General features: G+C 69.0%; 5 protein-coding genes. 3 read left to right on the top strand and 2 right to left on the bottom strand.

Annotation, left to right across the window (positions count from 1 at the left end):
• Positions 1 to 306: 306 nt before the first annotated feature.
• Entirely contained in the window at positions 307 to 16,989 is a 16,683-nt protein-coding gene (locus OHA40_RS11885) for a non-ribosomal peptide synthase/polyketide synthase (protein WP_442944038.1), read from the top strand.
• A 238-nt stretch (positions 16,990 to 17,227) separates the two neighbouring features.
• Positions 17,228 to 18,217, top strand: a complete 990-nt coding sequence (locus OHA40_RS11880) for an alpha/beta hydrolase (RefSeq protein ID WP_330234137.1) — start codon at positions 17,228 to 17,230, stop codon at positions 18,215 to 18,217.
• Positions 18,218 to 18,366: 149 nt separating this feature from the next.
• On the opposite strand, the gene OHA40_RS11875 is transcribed toward OHA40_RS11880, so the two are convergent.
• Together OHA40_RS11875 and OHA40_RS11870 are read right to left on the bottom strand one after the other, a co-directional pair.
• A complete protein-coding gene (locus OHA40_RS11875) occupies positions 18,367 to 19,392 on the bottom strand; it encodes an SDR family oxidoreductase (protein WP_330233104.1) in 1,026 nt (341 codons plus the stop codon).
• 48 nt (positions 19,393 to 19,440) lie between these two features.
• Positions 19,441 to 20,262: an enoyl-CoA hydratase gene (locus tag OHA40_RS11870; protein ID WP_330233103.1), complete on the bottom strand. Its 822-nt coding sequence runs from the start codon at positions 20,260 to 20,262 to the stop codon at positions 19,441 to 19,443.
• Between the two features lie 127 nt (positions 20,263 to 20,389).
• Here OHA40_RS11870 and OHA40_RS11865 point away from each other — a divergent pair, with 127 nt between their 5' ends.
• Positions 20,390 to 21,628 carry a TetR/AcrR family transcriptional regulator gene (locus OHA40_RS11865; RefSeq protein ID WP_330233102.1) on the top strand — a complete coding sequence of 413 codons (1,239 nt, stop codon included), beginning with the start codon at positions 20,390 to 20,392 and terminating at the stop codon, positions 21,626 to 21,628.
• The last annotated feature ends 1 nt before the right edge of the window (position 21,629 follow it).

Genomic DNA, 21,629 nt, shown 5'->3' with positions numbered 1-21,629 from the left:
TCGCGTCGGGAGGGAATAATCGTCTCGAGCACTCCCGCCCGGCAGCGCGCGCTCCGGGAACTCGTGGTCGGTCGCGTGTGCGCCGCGGCGGATCGGTAACGATCGGCATGCGCGTTCGATGATCATGAGGGCGGGGGGTGCGTGGCGACAACAGACAGGGTTAGGCATCTCGATGGTTCGGGCGGTCGGGCAGCGGTGTGACGAGACTGCGGAAGCGGTGCGCGCATGACCCGCCCGGCCCGTGTACGTCCGACCCGGACCCGCCGCACCCGTGTCACCACGCTGCCGCAGCTGATGGCCACCGCGGTGGAGGCCAATCCGGGCGGCACCGCCTTGATCTTCGCCGACGCCACCAGCACGCTGGGCACACTGAGCTACGCCGAGCTGGACGAGCGGTCCACCCGCCTTGCGCGGCTGCTGATCGATCGCGGCGTTGGCCCCGAGGACTTGGTCGCGATCGGGATACCGCGTTCGATCGACTCCGTGGTCGCGGTGTGGGCGGTGGCCAAGACGGGCGCCGGGTTCGTCCCGGTCGATCCGAACTATCCCGCCGATCGCGTCGAGCACATGATCGTCGATTCCGGGTCGGTCTTCGGGCTGGCCGTCGACGAGGTCCGCGCCGACCTGCCGGACCGGGTCGAGTGGCTGTCCATCGACACCACCGAGTGCGCGCGGCGGCTGGAGGAGTTCCCGGCCGACCCGGTGACCTACACCGATCGGGTGCGCCCGCTACGGGCAGAGCATCCGGCCTATGTCATCTACACCTCCGGATCCACCGGCAAGCCGAAAGGCGTGGTCGTCACCCAGGCGGGGCTGGCGAGTTTCTGTGCCGAGCAGCGCGATCGGTACCGGGTGACGAGTGCGTCGCGGACATTGCATTTCGCGTCGCCCTCGTTCGATGCGTCGGTGCTGGAACTGCTTCTCGCGCTCGGTGGTGCGGCCACGATGGTGGTCGCTTCGCCCACCGTGTTCGGCGGCGAGGAGTTCGCGTCCCTGGTGCGCAGGGAGGGCGTCACCCACGCCTTCGTCACGCCCGCCGCGCTCGCCTCGGTGGACCCGGCGGGCCTCGACGAGTTGCGCGTGGTGGTCGCCGGTGGCGAGGCGTGCCCACCGGACCTGGTGCGCCGCTGGGTGCTACCGGTCTCCGGCGGGCGGACCCGCGAGTTCTGCAACGGGTACGGGCCGACCGAGACCACGATCATGACAAATATCAGCGCGCCGCTGGTGCCGGAGCAGCCGGTGACCATTGGTGCGCCGATCCGGGCCGTCACCGAGTATGTGCTGGACGAACGCTTGGCCCCCGTGCCGAGCGGCGTGGTCGGCGAGCTGTACATCACCGGCGCCCAGCTGGCCCGCGGCTACCATGAACGGCGCGAGCTGACCGCGTCCCGGTTCGTGGCGAACCCGTTCGACGCGAACGGCTCACGGCTCTACCGCACCGGTGATCTGGTGCGCTGGTCGCCGAACGGCGAGTTGGAATATCTGGGTCGCAATGACTTCCAGGTGAAGATCCGTGGCTTCCGGATCGAGCTGGGTGAGATCGATGCGGTGCTGGCCGCGCACGAGAGCGTCGACTTCGCCGTCACCGTCGGGCACGATCTGGACAGCGGCACCACGATTCTCGTCTCCTACGTGCACGCCGCGTCCGGGATGGTCGCGGACGCCGCCGAACTGGCCGCCTTCGCCGAGCGAAGCCTGCCCGCGCACATGGTGCCGACGGTGGTCATGGTGCTGGAGAAGATCCCGCTGACCCCGGTGGGCAAGCTGGACCGCGGGGCGCTGCCGGTACCGCGCTTGCAGACCAAGGTGTTCCGCGCACCGGTCGGCCCGCTGGAAGAGCTGGTCGCCGAGGTGTTCGCCGAACTGCTCGGCCCGGGTGCGCCGGTCGGCGCGGACGACGACTTCTTCGAGCTGGGCGGCAATTCACTGATCGCGACGCAGGTCGCGGCCCGTATGGGGGCGGCCATCGTCGCGCGGGTGCCCGCCCGGCTGGTCTTCGAGAGCCCCACCGTCGCCGGGCTCGCCGCACGGTTGGAGCCGCTGAAGGGCGCGGGGGACCGGCAGGCGTTGGTGGCGGTGGAGCGTCCGGAACGGGTGCCGTTGTCGCTCGCGCAGCAGCGGATGTGGTTTTTGAATCAGTTCGATACTGGTTCGGCGGCGAACAATATTCCATTCGCGGTGCGGCTGTCGGGTGCGTTGGATGTGGCGGCGTTGCAGGCGGCGGTCGCGGACGTGATCGAGCGTCATGAGACGTTGCGGACGATGTATCCGGCAGTGGACGGCACGGGCTATCAGCTGATCGTGCCCGCGTCCCGAGCCGTCCCCGACCTCGCGCCGAAGCCGATCGCCGAGCACGAACTGCTCGACTGGTTGCGCGGACCAGCGCTGGCCGGGTTCGATGTCGCGGCCGAGGTGCCGCTGCGCATCGCGCTGGCCGAGCTCGGCCCCGAGGACCACGTGATCATGGTGGTGGTGCACCACATCGCCGCCGACGGCGCCTCGGTCGCGCCGTTCCTGCGGGACCTGCTCAGCGCGTTCCTTTCCCGGCGCAACGCGGCGAAGCCGGCGTGGGCTCCGCTGCCGGTGCAGTACGCGGACTACACGCTCTGGCAGCGCGCCGTGCTCGGCGACGAGAGCGACCCGGATTCGGTCGCGGCGGCGCAGATCGCGTACTGGCGTCGTGCCCTGGCGGGCATTCCGGACCGGATCGACCTGCCCTCGGACCGGCCGCGCCCGCCCGTCGCGTCCGGACAGGGCGCGGAGTACACCTTCGCGGTGGACGCCGCGGTGCACCATGGACTCGCCGAACTGGCGCACGGTGCAGGCGCCTCGGAGTTCATGGTGTTGCACAGCGCGTTCGCGGTGCTGCTCGCTCGCCTCACCGGCACCGACGACATCACCATCGGCACGCCCGTCGCCGGTCGTGGCGAGCGGGAACTCGACGGGCTGATCGGCATGTTCGTCAACACGCTGGTGCTGCGCACCCGGATCGACCTCGGCGCGTCGTTCCGCACGCTGCTCGCCCAGGCGAAAGAGACGGATCTGGCCGCGTTCTCGCATGCCGAGCTGCCGTTCGAGCGATTGGTCGAGGTGCTCGACCCGGTGCGATCGCAGGCGCACCACCCGCTGTTCCAGGTGGCGCTGTTCTTCCAGAACATGAACAAACCCGAGGTCGATCTGCCGGGCTTGTCCGCGCGGACGGTGGAGTTCGGCGGTGCGGTCGCGAAGTTCGATCTGCAATTGACGGTGGTGCCCGGCGGGGACGGTGGCGCAGCGGGTTTCACGGCGATGTTCACCTATGCCACCGACCTGTTCGACGAGGCGACGATTGCCGAGTTCGCTTGGCGGCTGGAGCAATTGCTCGCCGCTGTCGCCGCGGACCCCGATCAGGCGATCGGTGCGATCGATCTGCTGGCGCCCGCCGAGCGCGAGCGCATGCTGCTCGAGTGGAACAGCACGCGGTATCCGGTGCCGGAAGAATTATTGCTGGACGGCTATCGGCGCATGGTGGACGCGTATGCGAACGAGGTCGCGGTGGTCTACGAGGGCGCCGAGCTGACCTATCGTGAGTTCGACGCGCGGGTGAATCGTCTGGCGCGGTTGTTGATTTCGCAGGGTGTGGGTGCGGAGTCGCTGGTGGGCTTGGCGGTACGGCGGTCGCTGGATCTCGTGGTGGGGATGTATGCGATCGTGACGGCGGGCGGGGCGTTTGTGCCGTTGGATCCGGATCATCCGGCCGAACGCATCGCGCACATTCTCCAGACCGCCCAGCCGGTCTGCGTGCTCACCACCTCAGCCGACGTGGTCGACGTGCCGGAAGGCACTGCGGTCCTGCTGCTGGACGCCGTGAATCCGGATCGGTTCGACGATACGCCCGTGCGCGCCGAGGAATTGGTGCGTCCGGTATCGCCGCACCATCCGGCGTACGTGATCTTCACGTCGGGCTCGACCGGCCGCCCCAAGGGTGTCGCGATTTCCCACCACGCGATTCAGAACCAGATCAGCTGGATGCTCGCGGCGTATCCGCTCGATCCCGATGACGTGTATCTGCAAAAGACGGCGACCACGTTCGACGTTTCGCTGTGGGGCTACTTCATGCCGCTGCGCGTGGGTGCGAAGCTGGTCGTCGCGACCCACGACGGACATCGCGATCCGGGCTACATCGCGGAAACCATTGCCGCACAGGGCGTGACGGTCACCGACTTCGTGCCCTCCATGCTGACGGTGTTCGCCACGCACACGGCGCCCGGTTCGTGCCCCAGCTTGCGGGACATCTTCGTGATCGGCGAGGCGCTGCCGCCGGAAAGCGTTGCCGCGGTGCGGGTGGTGTCGGAGGCGGCGGTGCACAACCTGTACGGTCCGACCGAGGCGGCGGTGTCGGTGACCTACTGGCCCGCGACGGCCGTCGACACGCGGTCCGTCCCGATCGGTGTGCCGCAGTGGAATACCCGGGTGTACGTGCTGGATTCGCACCTGCGGCCGGTGCCTGCCGGTGTGCCGGGCGAGCTGTACCTGGCCGGTGATCAGCTGGCCCGCGGCTATGTGCGTCGTCCCGATCTCACCGCGGATCGGTTCGTGGCCAACCCGTTCGGCTTCGGTGAGCGGATGTACCGAACCGGTGACCTGGTGGTCTGGCTCGCACCGACCGAGGACTTGCCGCACCGGCTCGACTACCTCGGCCGGACCGATTTCCAAGTGAAGTTCCGTGGTCAGCGCATCGAGCTGGGGGAGATCGATACGGCATTGCTGGCGCAGCCGTCGGTGAGCCAGGCGGTGGCTGTGGTCGCGCCTTCGTCGCTGGGCGACCAGCTGGTGGCCTACGTGGTTCCCGCGCCGGGAGAATCGATCGAGCAGGCCGAATTGCTCGCGGCGGTCGGTGAAATGCTGCCCGCCTATATGATTCCGGCCGCGATTGTGGCGTTGGACGAGTTTCCGCTGAATCCCAGCGGCAAGTTGGACCGCAAGGCGCTGCCCGAGCCGACCTTCACCGCGCGCGAATTCCGTGCGCCCGCCACGCCGGTCGAGGAGATCGTGGCGGGAGTATTCGGTGAGGTGCTGGGGTCGGGGCGCGTGGGCGCGGATGACGATTTCTTCGCGCTCGGCGGCAATTCGCTGATCGCCACCCAGGTCGTGGCCCGGTTGGGTGCGGCGGTGGGCGCCAAGGTGCCGGTGCGGGCGTTGTTCGAGACGCCAACGGTCGCGGCGATGGCGGCGGCGATCGAGTCGCGGGCACACGGTGAGCGCGGCGTGGAGCTGGGCAGTGTCGTGCGTCCGGAGCGCTTGCCGTTGTCGTTGGCGCAGCGGCGCATGTGGTTCCTGAATCGCTTCGATCAGTCCGATGGCGCGGGGGACCGGATCGGTTCGGCCGCATACAACTTGCCGTTCGCGTTGCGGTTGACCGGTGCTCTGGATGTGGTGGCGCTGGGCGCGGCGTTGCATGATGTCGTCGCGCGGCATGAAGTGCTGCGTACCGTGTACCCGGAGACCACGGATGGTCCGGTCCAGGTGTTGCTGGCGGCCGGACAGGCGACGCTGGACGTGGCGGCGCATCCGATCGGTGCGGGCGAGGTCGCGGGCGAGGTGCGAGCGCTCGCGGCCACGCCCTTCGATGTGACCGCCGAAGTGCCGGTGCGGGTGCGGCTGCTGGAAATCGCCGATACGCCGAGCGGATCGCCGCCCGAATACGTGCTCGCTGTGGTTGTGCATCACATCGCGGCGGATGCGTCGTCCATGCGTCCGTTGGTGCGGGACGTGATGACCGCCTATTCGGCACATATCTCGGGCGAGGCGCCGGGATGGTTGCCGTTGCGGGTGCAGTACGCGGATTACGCGTTGTGGCAGCAGGCTGTGCTCGGTGCGGAATCCGATCCGGAGTCGATCGCCGCCCAGCAGATCGCGTTCTGGCGTGAGCAGCTGGCCGATCTGCCCGACATGCTGGAGTTGCCTGCTGATCGCCCCCGTCCAGCCGTGGCGTCGATGGCTGGTGCGCGGGTGGATGTCGACATCGATGCGGTGACGCATGCCGGATTGGTCGAACTCGCCCGTGCGCACGGCGCCACGTTGTTCATGGTGGTGCACACGGCGTTCGCGGTGCTGCTGGCCCGGTTGTCGGGTTCGGATGACATCGCTGTCGGTACGCCTGTCGCCGGGCGCGGTGAGCGCGAGCTCGACGATCTGATCGGCATGTTCGTCAATACGGTGGTGTTCCGATCGCGCATGGACGGCGGCGAATCGTTCGCGGATGTGCTTGCGCGGCAGCGGGATATCGATCTGCAGGCGTTCGCGCACGCGGATGTGCCGTTCGAGCGGTTGGTGGAGGTGTTGCATCCGCCCCGGTCGACGGCGCGTCATCCGTTGTTCCAGGTGGGGTTGTCGTTTCAGAACATTGCGCGTACCGCGCTGGAGCTGCCCGGTTTGACGGTGGCCGGTGTCGATGCCGATGTGGCTGTGTCGCAGTTCGATCTGCATTTGATCGTTGGCGATGCGTATGACGAATCGGGGGCGCCCGCTGGGATCGGTGGCTTCTTCACGTACGCGACGGACCTTTTCGACGCGAGAACGGTACAGGGATTCGCCGACCGACTAGCCCGAGTGCTGTCCGCCGTGGTCGCCGACGCCACGGTCCCGGTCGGGGATATCGACATCCTCGCCGACATCGAGCGCACCGACGTGCTCGCGGTATGGAACGACACGACGTACCCGGTGGACCCGGCCGCGACTCTGGGGTCGCTGCTGCGGCGCTCGGTCGCCGCGGCGCCGGGAGCAGTCGCGCTGGTCGCGGACCTGTCCGGGGGCGAACGCGCGGAGCTGAGCTACGCCGAGCTGGCCGCCCGGGTGAGCCGCCTAGCCCGCTACCTGATCTCGGTGGGCGTCGGCCCCGAATCCCGGGTCGCTCTGGCGTTCCGCCGATCGATGGACCTGGTCGTGGCGATGTACGCGGTGTCGGAAGCCGGTGGCGCGTACGTGCCGGTCGATCCCGGCCAAGCCGTGGATCGGACCGATTACATCCTCACCGCCGCCGCGCCGGTGTGCGTGCTGACCAACGCTGAGGCGGAGTTCGATACCGAGGTCGCACCGGTGGTGCGGCTGGACGACCTCGAGCTGGGCACGGTGGCGAGCGGGCCGATCGCCGACCGCGACCGGATCGCACCGCTGCGGCCCGAGAACACGGCATATGTCATCTTCACATCGGGTTCGACCGGCCGCCCGAAGGGCGTCGCCGTGCCGCACGCCGCCGTCGTGAACCAATTGCTCTGGAAGATCACCGCATTCGACCTGGCACCCGACGACTCGGTGCTGCTGAAGACGGCGGCGACGTTCGATTTGTCGGTGTGGGAGTTCTGGTCGGCCGCAGTGTGCGGTGGGCGGCTGGTCATCGCGTCACCGGATGGTCATCGGGACCCGGCATACCTCAATGAGCTGATCGTGCGAGAGTCGATCACGACATTGCATGTGGTGCCGTCGATGCTCGATGCACTGCTGGTGCACCGGGGGTCCGCAGGCGACGACTCGGCGGGATGGTCGCCGCGACGGGTGCTGGCGATCGGTGAGACGTTGCCGGGTGCGGTGGCGCAGCGGTTCCTGCGGGAGTATCCCGGCACTGAGCTTTTCAACCTGTACGGCCCCACTGAGGCGGCGGTGTCGGTCACCAGTCATCGGGTGACGTCTGCGGATACGGTTTCGGTGCCGATTGGTGTGCCGGAGTGGAACAGCCGGGTCTTCGTGCTCGATTCGCGTTTGTGTCCAGTGCCGGTGGGTGTTTCCGGTGAGTTGTATTTGGCTGGTGCGCAGTTGGCGCGTGGTTATTTCGGTCGTGCGGATTTGACGGCGGATCGGTTCGTGGCGAGTCCGTTCGAGCCGGGTGCGCGGATGTATCGCACGGGTGACTTGGTCGCTTGGAACAGTGCTGGTGTGCTGGAGTATCGGGGTCGTACGGATTTCCAGGTGAAGATTCGTGGTTTCCGTATCGAGTTGGGTGAGATCGAGGCGGCGCTGTTGGCGTTGCCGGAGGTCGCGCAGACGGCGGTGATCGCGAAGTCGGATCCGAAGACCGGCGATCGTTTGGTGGCGTATCTGGTCCATGGCGAAAGTGGCGTGGATGTGGCGTCGGTGAAGTCCGCGCTGTCCGCGGGCCTGCCGTCGTACATGGTGCCGTCGGCGTTCGTGGTGCTGGATGCGTTGCCGTTGAACGTCAACGGCAAGCTCGACCGTAGGGCGTTGCCGGAGCCGGAGTTCGAGGTCCAGGTGTTCCGTGCGCCCTCGACACCGATCGAGGAGATCGTTGCTTCGGTGTATGCCGAGGTACTCGGTGTCGAGCGTGTGGGCGCGGACGATGATTTCTTCGCTCTGGGTGGTAACTCGCTGCTGGCGACGCAGGTCGCGGCTCGGATCGGCGTGGCTTTGGATGCGCGTGTGCCGGTACGGGTGCTGTTCGAGGCATCCACTGTCGCTGGACTGGCGATCAAGGTGGAACGGGCCGCTGGGGAGCGCAAGCGCACACCGCTGGTCGCCGGACCGCGTCCCGACCGCATCCCGCTGTCGTTCGCGCAGCAGCGCATGTGGTTCCTCAACCAGTTCGACACCTCGGCCTCGGTCTACAACATTCCGGCCGCGATCCGCCTGTCCGGCGATCTCGACGTCGTCGCGTTGCAGCAGGCGGTCGCCGATATCGTCGCGCGCCACGAGAGCCTGCGCACGATCTACCCGCAGACTCCGGACGGTCCGGTGCAGCACGTGCTCGCGCCGAACGACGTGCCGGTGGATCTGGCCCCCGCGCAGATCGGAGACGAGCGCGTCGCCAGCGAAGTGCAACGGATCGTCACGGCCGGATTCGACGTGACCGACGAGGTCCCGTTCCGCACCAAGCTGTTCCAACTGGCGGGCACCGGGTACGTGCTGGTGTTCGTCGCGCATCACATCAGCGCGGACGGCTGGTCGATGGGCCCGCTGACCAGGGACCTGATGGTGGCCTACGCGGCGCGCGGTGGTGGCGAGGCGCCGTCTTGGGCGCCGCTGCCCATCCAGTACGCCGACTACGCGCTGTGGCAGCGCGACGTGCTCGGTGCCGACGACGACCCCGAGTCGCTCGCGGGCGCGCAACTGGCCTACTGGACAACCGAACTCGCCGACCTGCCCGACGAGCTGAACCTGCCTGCGGACCGCCCGCGGCCGCCCGCCCAGTCCTTCGCCGGCGGCAAGACCGATTTCGTCGTCGACGCCGCGGTGCACGCCGCGCTGGCCGGGCTGGCCAGACAGCACAACGCCACGCTGTTCATGGTCGTGCACACCGCGTTCGCGGTCTTCCTATCCCGCTTGTCCGGTACCGAGGACATCGCGATCGGCACTCCCATCGCGGGTCGCGGCGAAGCCGAACTCGACGACTTGATCGGCATGTTCGTCAACACCCTGGTGCTGCGCACCCGGGTCGCGTCCGGTCTCGGCTTCACCGAGCTGCTGGCCGCCAACCGAGAAACCGACCTGCGGGCCTTCGCCAACGCCGACATCCCGTTCGAGCGGTTGGTCGAAGCGCTGGACCCGCGGCGCTCGGCGAGTCGGCATCCGCTGTTCCAGGTGGCGCTGTCGTTCGAGAACTTGGCCGCCACCAGCTTCGAACTGCCCGGCCTCAGCTTCACCGCGCTCGACCCGGCCGCCGACACCGCCAAGTTCGACCTGCTGCTGACCGTCCGCGAGCAGCGCACCGAGGCGGGCGCCGAGGCCGGTCTCGCCGCGGAATTCACCTATGCCCGCGACCTTTTCGACGAGCGGACCGTGGTCGAGTTCGGCCGCCGGTTCCGGCGCGTTCTCGCCGCCGTCGCCAGGCACCCGGCCATCGCCGTGGGAGATCTGGAGATCCTGGACGACTCGGAGCGCGCCGACCTGATCACGCGTACCGGCGCGCCCGCGGTGCCGCCGAGCACGCTGCCGGAACTGATGGCCGCCGCCGTCGCCGCGAACCCGACCGGTGTCGCCGTGGTCGCGGGGGATCGTAGCTTCAGCTACGCCGAACTGGACGCCGCCTCCGCGCAATTGGCGCGCGCGCTGATCGATCGGGGCGCGGGCCCGGACGTGCTGGTCGCCATCGCGATCCGGCGTTCGGTCGAATCCGTGCTCACCCTGTGGGCGGTCGCCAAGACCGGTGCGGCGTTCGTCCCGATCGACACGACCTACCCCGCCGACCGCATCGCGCACATGGTCGCGGATTCCGGGGTCGCGCTCGGCGTGACGCTGACGGCCGAGCTGGTCGATCTGCCCGCTATGGCCCGTGGCGCCTGGGTCGCCCTGGACGATCACGATTTCACCTTCGACGTCGCGGTACGGCCGGATGAGCCGCTGCGGCCCGATGAGCTGCGCGGACCGCTGCGGGCCCACAACGCCGCGTACGTCATCTACACCTCCGGCTCCACCGGCGTGCCCAAGGGCGTCGTGGTCACCCACGCGGGCCTGGCGAACTTCAGCGCCGAACAGGTGGAGCGCTATCGGCTGGACCGGTCGACGCGCGCATTGGCGTTCGCGTCCCCGTCGTTCGACGCGTCGATGCTGGAACTGCTGCTCGCGCTGGGTTCCGCGGGCGCGCTCGTGGTGGCGCCGCCGCTGACCTTCGGCGGTGCGGAACTGGCCGAGTTGATTCGAGCCGAGGGCGTCACGCACGCCTTCCTCACCCCGTCCGTGCTCGCCTCGCTCGATCCGGACGCGCTGGCGAGTATGCGGGCGATCGTGGCGGGTGGTGAAGCGGTGCCCGCCGACCTGGCCGCCAAGTGGATGGGCGCACCGGAGCGCGCGTTCCACAACGGCTACGGGCCCACCGAGACCACCATCATGACCAATATCAGCGACCCGCTGCGGCCCGGCGAGCCGGTCACCATCGGCGGTCCGATCCGCGGTACGCGGTCACTGGTGCTCGACAACAGGCTGCGTCCGGTGCCGGAGGGCGTCGCGGGCGAATTGTATCTGGGCGGCATCCAGCTCGCCCGCGGTTATCACGCGCGCGCAGGCCTCACCGCCGCGCGATTCGTCGCCGACCCGTACGGTGCGCCCGGCGAGCGCCTGTACCGCACCGGTGACCTGGTTCGCTGGCGCCGCGCCGAGGGCGTGCCGGTCGTAGAGTACCTGGGCCGCAACGACTTCCAGGTGAAGGTACGCGGTTTCCGCATCGAGCTCGGCGAGATCGACGCCGCCCTCATGGCCCAGCCCGAAGTCGACTTCGCGGTGACGCTCGGACGCGAATCCGGTTCCGGCGCGACGATGCTGGTCTCCTACGTGCTCCCGGCCAGGGGCGCGACAGTGGACGCGGACGCGCTGACCGCGCGGATCGGGCGGACGCTGCCGGAGTACATGGTTCCCGCGGCGATCATGGTGCTCGGCGTCATCCCGCTGACGCCGGTCGGCAAGCTGGACCGCAAGGCGCTACCGGAACCCGCCCTGGACATCCGCGCCTACCGCGCGCCGATAACGCAGGCCGAGGTGGTGATCGCCGAGGTGATCGCCGAGGTGCTCGTCATCGACCGGGTCGGTCTGGACGACGACTTCTTCGCGCTCGGCGGCGACAGCATCGTGTCCATCCAGGTGGTCTCCCGCGCACGCGCCCGCGGCGTGACGTTCACGCCGCGCGATGTCTTCGAGTGCAGGACGGTCGCCGCGCTGGCCCGTGCCGCCGCGGTCGAGGGCCGCCCCGGTGACGAGGCGGGCGAGCTGCCGCTCACCGCGGACGCGGCGCGGATGCTGGACGAGGGCGTCGAGGTGCGTGCCATCGCTCTCGACGTTCCGGAGACCTGCCCTGCCGAGACGGTGCGCGGGGCGGTGGCCGCATTGCTCGACCAGCACCCGATGCTGTGGGTGCGGGTGGAGTACGACGCCGATGGCGTGCCGATGCTGCGTATCCCCCCGGCCGCGGAGCGCACCGGCGAGGCGTTCCGCCGGTTGGACCCGCAGCGCGGCGAGACCTCGCTGCCGATCGACGACGTGGTGCAGGCGGCCGCGGCGGCGCTGGATCCGGAGCAGGGCCGCAACATCCACTTCGTGCTCACCGGCGGTCCCGAGGCCCGCTCGACGCTCATCGTGGTGGCCAGCAGCTTCGTGGTCGACGACGTCTCTTGGCGCGTCATCGTCGACCAGCTCACGGCTAGCTGGAACCGGGCCAGGCACGCCGCGCCCGCGGCGCCGGAATCCGGCCTCGGCGTGCTCATTCGCGCGTTGTCGGCCATGGCGCACGATCCGGCTACGGTCGCCGAAATGGACTGGTGGCGGCGGGCTCTCGGCGCCGTGCCGGAATGCGCCGGCGCGGACGGCCGGGATCTGCGCGCCCGCAGCCGGGTTTCGCTCACGATCACCGCGGAGGGCGCGGAGGCCGTCGCCGCCGCGGCCGAGGCCTACCACACCGGGGTGGACGACATCCTGCTCACCGCGCTGGCCCTGGCACTGCATACCTCCGCGGGCGAGACCGTGACGCGCGCGATCGGTTCGGTCGTGCGCCTGTCCGCCGACGGCCGCGCGGCTACCGGCGCCGACGCGGAGAGCATCGTGGGCGGCTTCCTCTCCGAATATCCGCTTCCGCTGCGGCTGACCAGGATCGACATCGAGGACGCCTTGCTCGGCGGCCCCGCCGCGGGCGCGGCGATCGCGCAGATCAAGGAGCTGCGCCGGTCGGTGCCCTCGCGCGGTGTCGGCTACGGCCTGCTGCGCTACCTCAACGCCGAGACCGCCGCCGAACTGCGCGGGCTCGGCCGCGGCCGGTTCGGGCTGCGCTACCGGGATCTGCGTCCGGCCCGGGTGCACACCGACCTTCCGTCCGACGACCTGCTGCTCGTGCTGACCATCGACGCCACCGACGACGGCCTGCTGGCCCGGTTCGATTTCGCCGCGGGCGCGTTCCGCAGCGAGGACGCGAAAATCTTTGCCGAGCATTGGATTCGCGCGCTCGGCGGCCTGGCCGAACACGGACTGCGCCCGGACGCGGGCGGCTTCACACCCTCGGATTTCTCGCTGGTGCGGCTGAGGCAGCCCGACATCGACCGGTTCGCCCGCGCCTACCCGGACCTGTCGGACGCCTGGCCGGTCACCCCGCTGCAATCGGGCATGCTGTTCCACGCCCTGCTCGCCGAGTCCTCGGTGGACGTCTACACCACCCAGTTCGTGCTCGATCTCAACGGTGCCGTGGACGCCCGCCGGATGCACGCCGCCGCGCAGGACGTGCTGGATCGGCACGACAACCTGCGCGTCGCTTTCGCCGCCGACGGCGAAGGCAATCCCGTGCAGATCGTGCAGGATTCGCTGGAAGTGCCGTGGCGGCTGATCGATCTGCGGCAGCTGGAACCGGCCGAGGCCGAAGCCGAGCTGGAACGGATCAAAGCGGCCGATCTGGCCGACCACTTCGACATGCGGACCGCACCGTTGCTGCGATTCGCGCTGATCCGTTCCGCCGCAGGCGCTTACCACCTGCTGGTGACCAGCCACCACATCCTGATCGATGGCTGGTCCATGCCGCTGCTGATGAAGGACCTGCTGACGCTGTACGCGCTGGGCGGTAACGCCCGGAAGCTACCCAAGGTGCCGTCCTACCGCGACTACCTGTCCTGGCTGGTCGCGCAGGACGCGGAGGCGGCGCGCGCGGCGTGGCGCACCGCTTTGGCCGGTATCACCGAGCCGACGCCGCTGGCGCCGGTCGACCCTGGCCGCGAGATCTCCGCCGGCCTCGGCGAGGTCGGTTTCGAGCTGTCCCAGGCCGACACCACCGCGCTGACCCGGCTCGCGTCGGGTCTCGGCGTCACGGTGAACACCGTGGTGCAGGCGGCGTGGGGTCTGCTGATCGGCCGCAGCGTCGATCGTGACGACGTGGTCTTCGGCGCCACCGTGTCCGGGCGTCCGCCACAGCTGGACGGCGTCGAGGCGATGGTCGGGCTGTTCCTCAACGCGATTCCGGTGCGGGTGCGACTAGGCGCGACCCTGACCCTCGGCGGATTGCTGCGCCAGTTGCAGGCCGAGCAAGCCGCGCTGCTGGACCACCACTACTTGGGTCTGAGCGATATTCAGGACGCGATCGGCGTGGAAGGGTTGTTCGACTCGCTCGTCGTGTTCGAGTCCTTCCCCGTCGACCGGGAGGGACTGGACCAGGCCAGCGCGATCGACGGCATGAACGTCACGGGGGTCGGCGCGGTCAACGGCACGCACTACCCGCTCACCGTGGTGGTGGTGCTGGACAGCCAGCTGCATGTCGCGGTGAAGTACCTGCGCGACCTGTTCGACGAATCGGCGGCACAGGCACTGGCCCAGCGGCTCTCGGCGCTGATCGGCCACTTCGTGACCACGCCGCAGGCGCGGGTCGGCGAGATCGACGTGCTGTTGGACGCCGAGCGCGCCGAGCTGGCCGCGCGCAACGCCACCGACGCACCGGAACTGCTCGACGACGCGACGCTGCTGTCGCTGTTCGACGCACAGGTGGCGCGCACGCCGTACGCGCCCGCGGTACGCTACGGCGACATCACCCTCGGCTACGCCGAACTCGACTCGCGCGCACGGTCATTGGCCATCGAGCTGATGCGCTGGGGCGTGGGGCCGGAGACGCTGGTCGCTGTGGCCATGCGGCGCGGCATCGACCTGGTCGTCGCGATCTACGCGGTGCTGCGGGCCGGTGCAGGCTACCTGCCGATCGATCCGGACCATCCGGCCGAGCGCAGCGAGTACGTGCTCGACAGCGCCGCTCCGATCTGCGTGCTGACCACCGCCGGCGACGGTTTCGACACCGCGACCGGCATCCCGGTGGTCGCCGTCGACACGCTGTATCTGCCCGAGTATCAGGGGCCGTGGCCGCAGGACTATGTCCACCCGGACACCCTCGCCTACGTCATCTACACCTCGGGCTCCACCGGTCGGCCGAAGGGCGTGATGATCACGCACCGGCAGATGGTCAACCAGTTCCGGTGGGCCCAGCTGGCCTACCCGCACGACGGCGACGACGTGGTGCTGCACAAGACGCCGATCACCTTCGACATCTCCACCTGGGAGTTGTTCTGGCCCTTGCAGACCGGGGCCGCGATCGTCATCGCGGCGCCCGACGGCCACCGCGACCCGGCCCACCTGACCCGGATCATCACCGAGAACGCCGTCACCACCGTGCATTTCGTGCCCTCGATGCTGGAGGCGTTCCTCGACCCGGTGGCCAACCCGGCCGCGGAGCATCCATCGCTGCGGCGGGTTTTCGCCGCCGGCGAGGCGTTGTCCGGGGAGACCGCGGCCACCTTCGCCGCCAGCGCGCCCGGTGCGGCCCTGATCAACTGGTACGGCCCTGCCGAAGCCACCGTGGTCACCGACCATCCGGTGCGCGACACCGCCGCGGTGGCCATCCCGATCGGCGTCCCGGTGGCCAACACGCGGGTGTATGTGCTCGACCGGCACCTGCGACCGGTGCCGCCGGGCGCGGCGGGCGAGCTATATGTCGAGGGCGTGCAGTTGGCTCGCGGCTATCTCGGCGCTCCTGCTCTCACCGCCGAGCGTTTCGTCGCTCACGTGGGCGGCGCCCGGCTCTATCGCACCGGCGACATCGTGCGCTGGCGCGATGGAGCGTTGGAATACCTGGGCCGCAGCGATTTCCAGGTCAAGTTGCGCGGCCAGCGCGTGGAGCCGGGCGAGATCGAGACCGTGCTGGTGGGTCACCCCCACGTGCGGCACGCGGCGGTGTCGCTGGTGCGCGGTGCGATCGGTGATCGCCTGGTCGCCTACGTGGTCACCGTGCCGGGGCAGACCATCGACGAGGCCGCGCTGCTGCTGCACGCGCGCGGCGCGCTGCCGTCCTACATGGTGCCCTCGGCCGTGGTGGTGCTCCCGGAACTGCCGCTGAATGCCAGCGGCAAACTCGATCGCAAGGCGTTGCCCGTGCCGCAATTGACGGCGCGCCCGTATCGCGCGCCGAGCGCACCGCTGGAGCGCACCGTGCTCGACGTGTTCGGCGAGGTGCTCGACCTCGGCGACGGACACCGCGTCGGCATGGACGACGACTTCTTCGACCTGGGCGGCAACTCGCTGGTCGCGACGCGCGCGGTCAGCAGACTGCGCGCGCGCACCGGTGCCGAGGTGCGGGTGCAGTGGTTCTTCACCGATTCCACCCCGGCGTCGCTGGCCGCCCGCATCCTCGCGGCGCTTTCCGATGACCACGACTACGACCTGGACTCGAACACCGCGCTCGGGGTGCTGCTGCCGATCCGGACGATGGTGCCGCACGACATGGCCGCGGCCCAGCCGCTGTTCTGTTTGCACCCGATGTACGGACTGTCCTGGTGCTATGCGGGCCTGGCGCGCTACCTGCCCGCAGGCACGCCGATCTTCGGGCTGCAGTCGCCCGCGCTGACCGAAGACGGCTACCTGCCGGAGTCGCTGACCGAGATGGCGCACCGCTACGTGGCCGAGATTCGCGCGGTGCAGCCGCACGGGCCCTACCGGCTGCTGGGCTGGTCGCTCGGCGGCGTGCTGGCGCACGCGGTGGCGACCCTGCTGCAGGCCGCAGGCGAGGAGATCGGATTGCTGGCCATGCTGGACAGTCACCCGGATATCGACGTCACCGATTTCCGGGCGGCGATTCGCGAGGCGCTGGCCGAACTCGGCATCGGCGCGGACGCGCTGCTGCCCGGCGAGGGCGACATCCACGATCTGAGCGAGGACGCGCTCGCCGCGCTGCACGCCACGATCCCGCCGGACATGGCGGTGCTCACACCCGAGCGGGTGCGCCGGATCTACCGCAGCGCGGTGCGCTCGGCAGAGCTGATCGCCGAGCACCGGCCGCAGGTCTTCCGCGGTCGTCTGGAGTACTTCAGCGCGACCGGACACGACACCGCAGCGGCCGGCTGGCAACCGTACGTCCGCGGCCTGGTCGACGATCATCCCGCGGGCGTCGCGCACGACCAGATGACTTCGCCGGAAGCTCTGGCGCAGATCGGTCCCCGGTTGTCCCAACTGCTCGATCCCCGCGGGTGGGAAACCACACGGAAGCTGGGGCGGTCGTGATCGAATCGAATCGGTTCGGGCATGATGGGCAACGGTGCGGTAACAATGTCCCCTGTCGTCACGACTACATAGGCCGTATGGTCGGGCGTGGTGTCCAGGGCATCCACCCCGATGCAGGGGGAATGCAGAGCGAATCTCGAGACGAAGCGAAGGTGCGAAATTGATACGTCGACAGACCCGGCGCGGCGGCCTGCGTGCCGCGGCCGCGATCGCGGCAACGGCAGTGCTCGCGGGAGTGATGACCGGTCTCGGCGCGTCCAGTGCGTCAGCTGACCCGATCATCGATTCCAAGACCCTGCTGGGCAACCCGGTCGCCCCGGACGGTTCGCGTATCACCAAGGCCGAATACAAGGACGCGCGCAGCATCCGGCTCTACGTGTACTCGGCGGCGATGGACGAGAAGATCATCATCGACGTCCAGCGCCCGGCCGACGCCTCCGTGCCGCGCCCCACGCTGTACCTGCTCAACGGCGCCGGTGGCGGTGAGGACGACGCTTCGTGGCAGGCCAGGACCGACGCGCTGGAGTTCATGTCGGACAAGAACGTCAATGTGATCCAGCCGATCGGCGGCAAGTGGAGCTACTACACCGACTGGATCAAGGACGATCCGGTGCTGGGCCGCAACAAGTGGAAGACCTTCTTCACCGAGGAGTTGCCCCCGCTCATCGATGGCGCGCTCGGCACCAATGGCGTCAACGCCATCGCGGGTCTGTCCACCTCGGGCACCACGGTGCTCGCGCTGCCGATCGCCAAGCCGGGCCTGTTCAAGGCCGCCGCGGCCTACAGCGGCTGCGCGCAGACCAGTGACCCGGTCGGCGCGGAATTCGTGAAGCTGACCGTGGAGACCTGGGGCGGCGGCGACACCAACAACATGTGGGGTCCCGAGGGCGGGCCGGAGTGGGTGGCCAACGACCCGTACGTGCACGCCGAGGGACTGCGCGGGCTCGATCTGTACATCTCTACCGGCAACGGCCTGCCCGGCCAGCACGACACGCTCAACGGTCAGTACGCCCTCCCCGGGCCGTACGGCCTGGCCAACCAGATCATCATCGGCGGCGTGATCGAGTCGGGCACCAACTACTGCACGCACAACCTGCGGACCAAGCTGGACCAGTTGGGTATCCCGGCCACCTACAACTTCCGTAACTCGGGCACCCACTCGTGGGGTTACTGGCGCGACGAGTTCCAGCGCTCCTGGCCGGTGCTCGCGAAGGGTCTCGGCCTCTGAGCCGCTGATCCGATCCGCGAACTGCGCCGACCGCCTGGTTGCCCGACCTCGGGCAACCAGGCGGTCGGCTTTCCGTGATTCCCTCGGTGCGCTGCACGCGTGGCTCCAGCCCGGTCTCTCGCACGACCGCTGGTGGATCGGTCCCGGCATCAGACCCAGTTCTCGATCCAGTACTTCCAGATCAGCGGTGCGTAGGCGTCCAGAGGCGGAACCTTGATATCGGTGCCTGCCAGCGCCGCGCTGGTGTGGCGGCAGTCGAACCAGCAGGTGAATTCGCTGTGCTCCAGCACGTCCAGTGGGACGCCGACGCGGGGCAGCAGCCAGTTGGCGCCCGGGACGCGCAGCATCATGTCGAGGCTGCGTTTGGGCATGACCTCGACCAGGTGCGGCGCACCCGCCTCGTCGGCGAACAGGTTCAATGCCTCGACCACGCTCTGCCTGCGCGGATCGATCAGGTGGTAGGTGATCTTGTCCGAGCCGGGCTGGTGCGCGATGTGGTCCAGGGCACGCGCGACGAAGTCGACCGGGACCATGTTGGTCTCACCGAGCTTGGGCACCAGCACCGGCAGGAGCCTGGGCAGTTGCGCGCCCATCCGCAACAGACGGAAGAAGTAGTACGGCCCGTCGATGCGATCGATCTCACCGGTCCTGGAATGCCCGATCACGATCGACGGACGATAGATGCGCCAGCGCAGCGAGGATTCCCGCACGATCCGCTCGGCCTCGAACTTGGCCCGCTGCATCGGCGTGGCCAGCGACTGCCCACGGTCGAACATGTCCTCGGTGAACAAGCCTTCGCTGGACCCGGACACCGCAACCGTCGAGACATGGTGCAGCAGATCGACATTCAGCTCCTCGGCAACGTCGACCAGATGTCTGGTTCCGCCGCCGCGGTCGGTCAGGTCGTAACTGGCTGCCAGATGGAAGACGTGCTCTATGGTGCCGCGATGCCGGTCCAGCCAGACCGGGTCGATGCCGAGCCCGGGGGCGCCGAGATCGCCGCGCACCAGGCGGACGCGGTCGCCGCCCGCCCATTCCTGCGCGCAGCAGGCGAACCGGTCGGCCGAGGCATGACCCGGCCGGACCAGTACATGGATGTCACCCTCGCGTTTCAGGAGCTCGGGGATGAGGAACCGACCGATGAACCCAGTTGCCCCGGTAACCAGGTAAGTCATAGCCGATGAACATAGTCGCCTGTCGGTCGGCCTGTTACGGCGGGCCGATCAGTCGGCGAAGACGGGCTTGCGTTTGGTGAGCATGGCCGTGGCACCCTCGGCGAAATCAGAGGAGCGCAACAGCTCGGTCTGCCCGGCCTTTTCGGCGGCCAGCGCCGCGTCCAGTGAGGTCAGCGTGGCCTGGTTCAGCGCTTGCTTGGTGAGTTCCAGCGCGCGGCGGGGGCCCGCGGCGATCTTCGCGATAGCGGCTTGGACCGAGTCGTCGAGTTCGTCGTCGGGGACGACCGCCGTGAACAACCCGGCCGCCCTGGCTTCTGGGGCGGGCAGCCGCTCGCCGAGCAGCGCCATCCGGGCGGCAAGCGGGCGGCCCGCTGCCGCGGCGACGAGCGCGGCCGCACCGCCGTCCGGCATCAGGCCGATGTTGATGAAGGCCAGCAGCAGGTAGGCGTCCTCGCTGGCGAAGACCAGGTCGGCGGCCAGTGCGATGCCCACGCCGACGCCCGCCGCGGCGCCCCGGATGCGTGCGATCACCGGGACCGGCGCGTCGACGATCGCGCGCACCAGCCGATTCGCCGCGTCCATCACCATGTCCGAGGTGATGCCGCGCCGCGCCTCGTCCGCGCTCGCGGACAGATCCGCGCCGGTGCAGAAATCGCCGCCCTCGCCGGTCAGGACGATGACTCGCACCGCGCGGTCCTCGGCTACCGCGCGGAAGGTGTCCCCGAGCGCCACCATCGTGTCGTAGTCGATGGCGTTCTTGCGCTTCGGCTTGGTGATCGTGACCCGGAGCGCCTTGCCCTCCTTGACCGCCGTGAATCCGGTGGCGGCCGCTGGCGTGTCGGCGGCATCCACGGAATCGGTGTTACTCATGTTCGCTCCTACGCTGGAATTCGGTGGACGCCGGGCCATGAATACTGGTTAACTTTGCGAATTGTGGTTAACTTAGGTTCCATTGTCGGGCGCTGTCAACCAGCGCCGCCGGAGAACGGAGAGGTGCATGGTCGCGGATCGCAGCGAGGTCGGCCTCGCTCCCGCGCGGCCGGACCCTGGAAGCAGGGCGCGGACGGAGGGCGCACCGCAGGTACGGCGCCGTCCGAAGGACCGCAAGGTCCAGATCATCCGGGCGGCCGCGCGAGCGTTCAGCGAACGCGGGTACTACCCGGTCGGCGTGGACGAGATCGCCGCGGAAGTCGGGATCTCCGGTCCCGCGCTGTATCGGCATTTCACGAACAAGTACGCGCTGTTGGTGGCGGCCGCCGAGGAGGGCGCACGGCATCTGCTGACCGTCGCGGAGACCGCCGACGACACACGACTCGACCCGGCACAGCGATTGGACGCGCTGATCCGCGCGATCAGCGAGCACACTATCGAAATCCGCCGCGAAGCCGGGCTCTACCGCTGGGAACGGCGCTATCTCGAACGCGACGACCGCGTTCGGATCAAGAAGATCTACGACGACCTGAACAACACGCTCGCGGCGCCGATCGCGCTGCTGCGGCCCGCCGCGCCCCCTGCTGACGTGGCGATGCTGGCCGCGGGCGTGCTCAGCACGATCGCGAGCATCGCGGCGCACCGCACCGCGCTGTCGAGTGCCAGACTGCTTCCCCTGCTGCACGAGATGGCGTGGGCCGTGCTGCGCACCGAGCTGCCCGCCGCGCCACCCGAACCGGATCCTGGCCAGCCGATGCGCGGCATCCCGGTGACCTCGAAGCGGGAACAGCTGCTCACCGAGGCGATCCGGATCTTCGGCAGGCAGGGCTACCACGAGGCGAGCATCGAGGAGGTCGGCGCCGCCGTCGGCATCAACGCCTCCAGCGTGTACCGGTACTTCGCGAGCAAGGCCGACTTGCTCGCCGCGGCTTTCTACCGCACCGGCGACCGGCTGGCCATCGCGATCACCGAGGCGCTGGCCGAGGCGACCAGCCGGGAGGACGCGGCTCGGCGCCTGGCCCACCGCTACGCCAAGCTCACCTTCGCCATGCCCGAGATCATGCCGGTCTACTACGCCGAGTTCAGCAACCTGCCGCAGACCGAGCAGCACAAACTGCGTGCCATCCAGCGGCAGAACGTCCTGGAGTGGGCCAACCTGCTCGACGGGGACTCGGTGGAGGCGCGTTTCCGGGTGCACGCCGCCATCGGCCAGGTGATCGACGTGGGCAGGCTGATCCGATTCGATTCCCGCCCAGCGCAACTCGCGCGCGTCACGGCGCTGATGGACGCGGTGCTGCTCGGCTGAG

The sequence above is a fragment of the Nocardia sp. NBC_00508 genome (assembly GCF_036346875.1).
Classification (GTDB): domain Bacteria; phylum Actinomycetota; class Actinomycetes; order Mycobacteriales; family Mycobacteriaceae; genus Nocardia.
This window is presented reverse-complemented; position numbering and strand designations above follow the sequence as displayed.

Coding starts and splice junctions, on each gene's coding strand:
- OHA40_RS11880 (WP_330234137.1), top strand. CDS start 17,228: ATGACCGGTCTCGGCGCGTCCAGTGCGTCAGCTGACCCGATCATCGAT.
- OHA40_RS11875 (WP_330233104.1), bottom strand. CDS start 19,392: ATGACTTACCTGGTTACCGGGGCAACTGGGTTCATCGGTCGGTTCCTC.
- OHA40_RS11870 (WP_330233103.1), bottom strand. CDS start 20,262: ATGAGTAACACCGATTCCGTGGATGCCGCCGACACGCCAGCGGCCGCC.
- OHA40_RS11865 (WP_330233102.1), top strand. CDS start 20,390: ATGGTCGCGGATCGCAGCGAGGTCGGCCTCGCTCCCGCGCGGCCGGAC.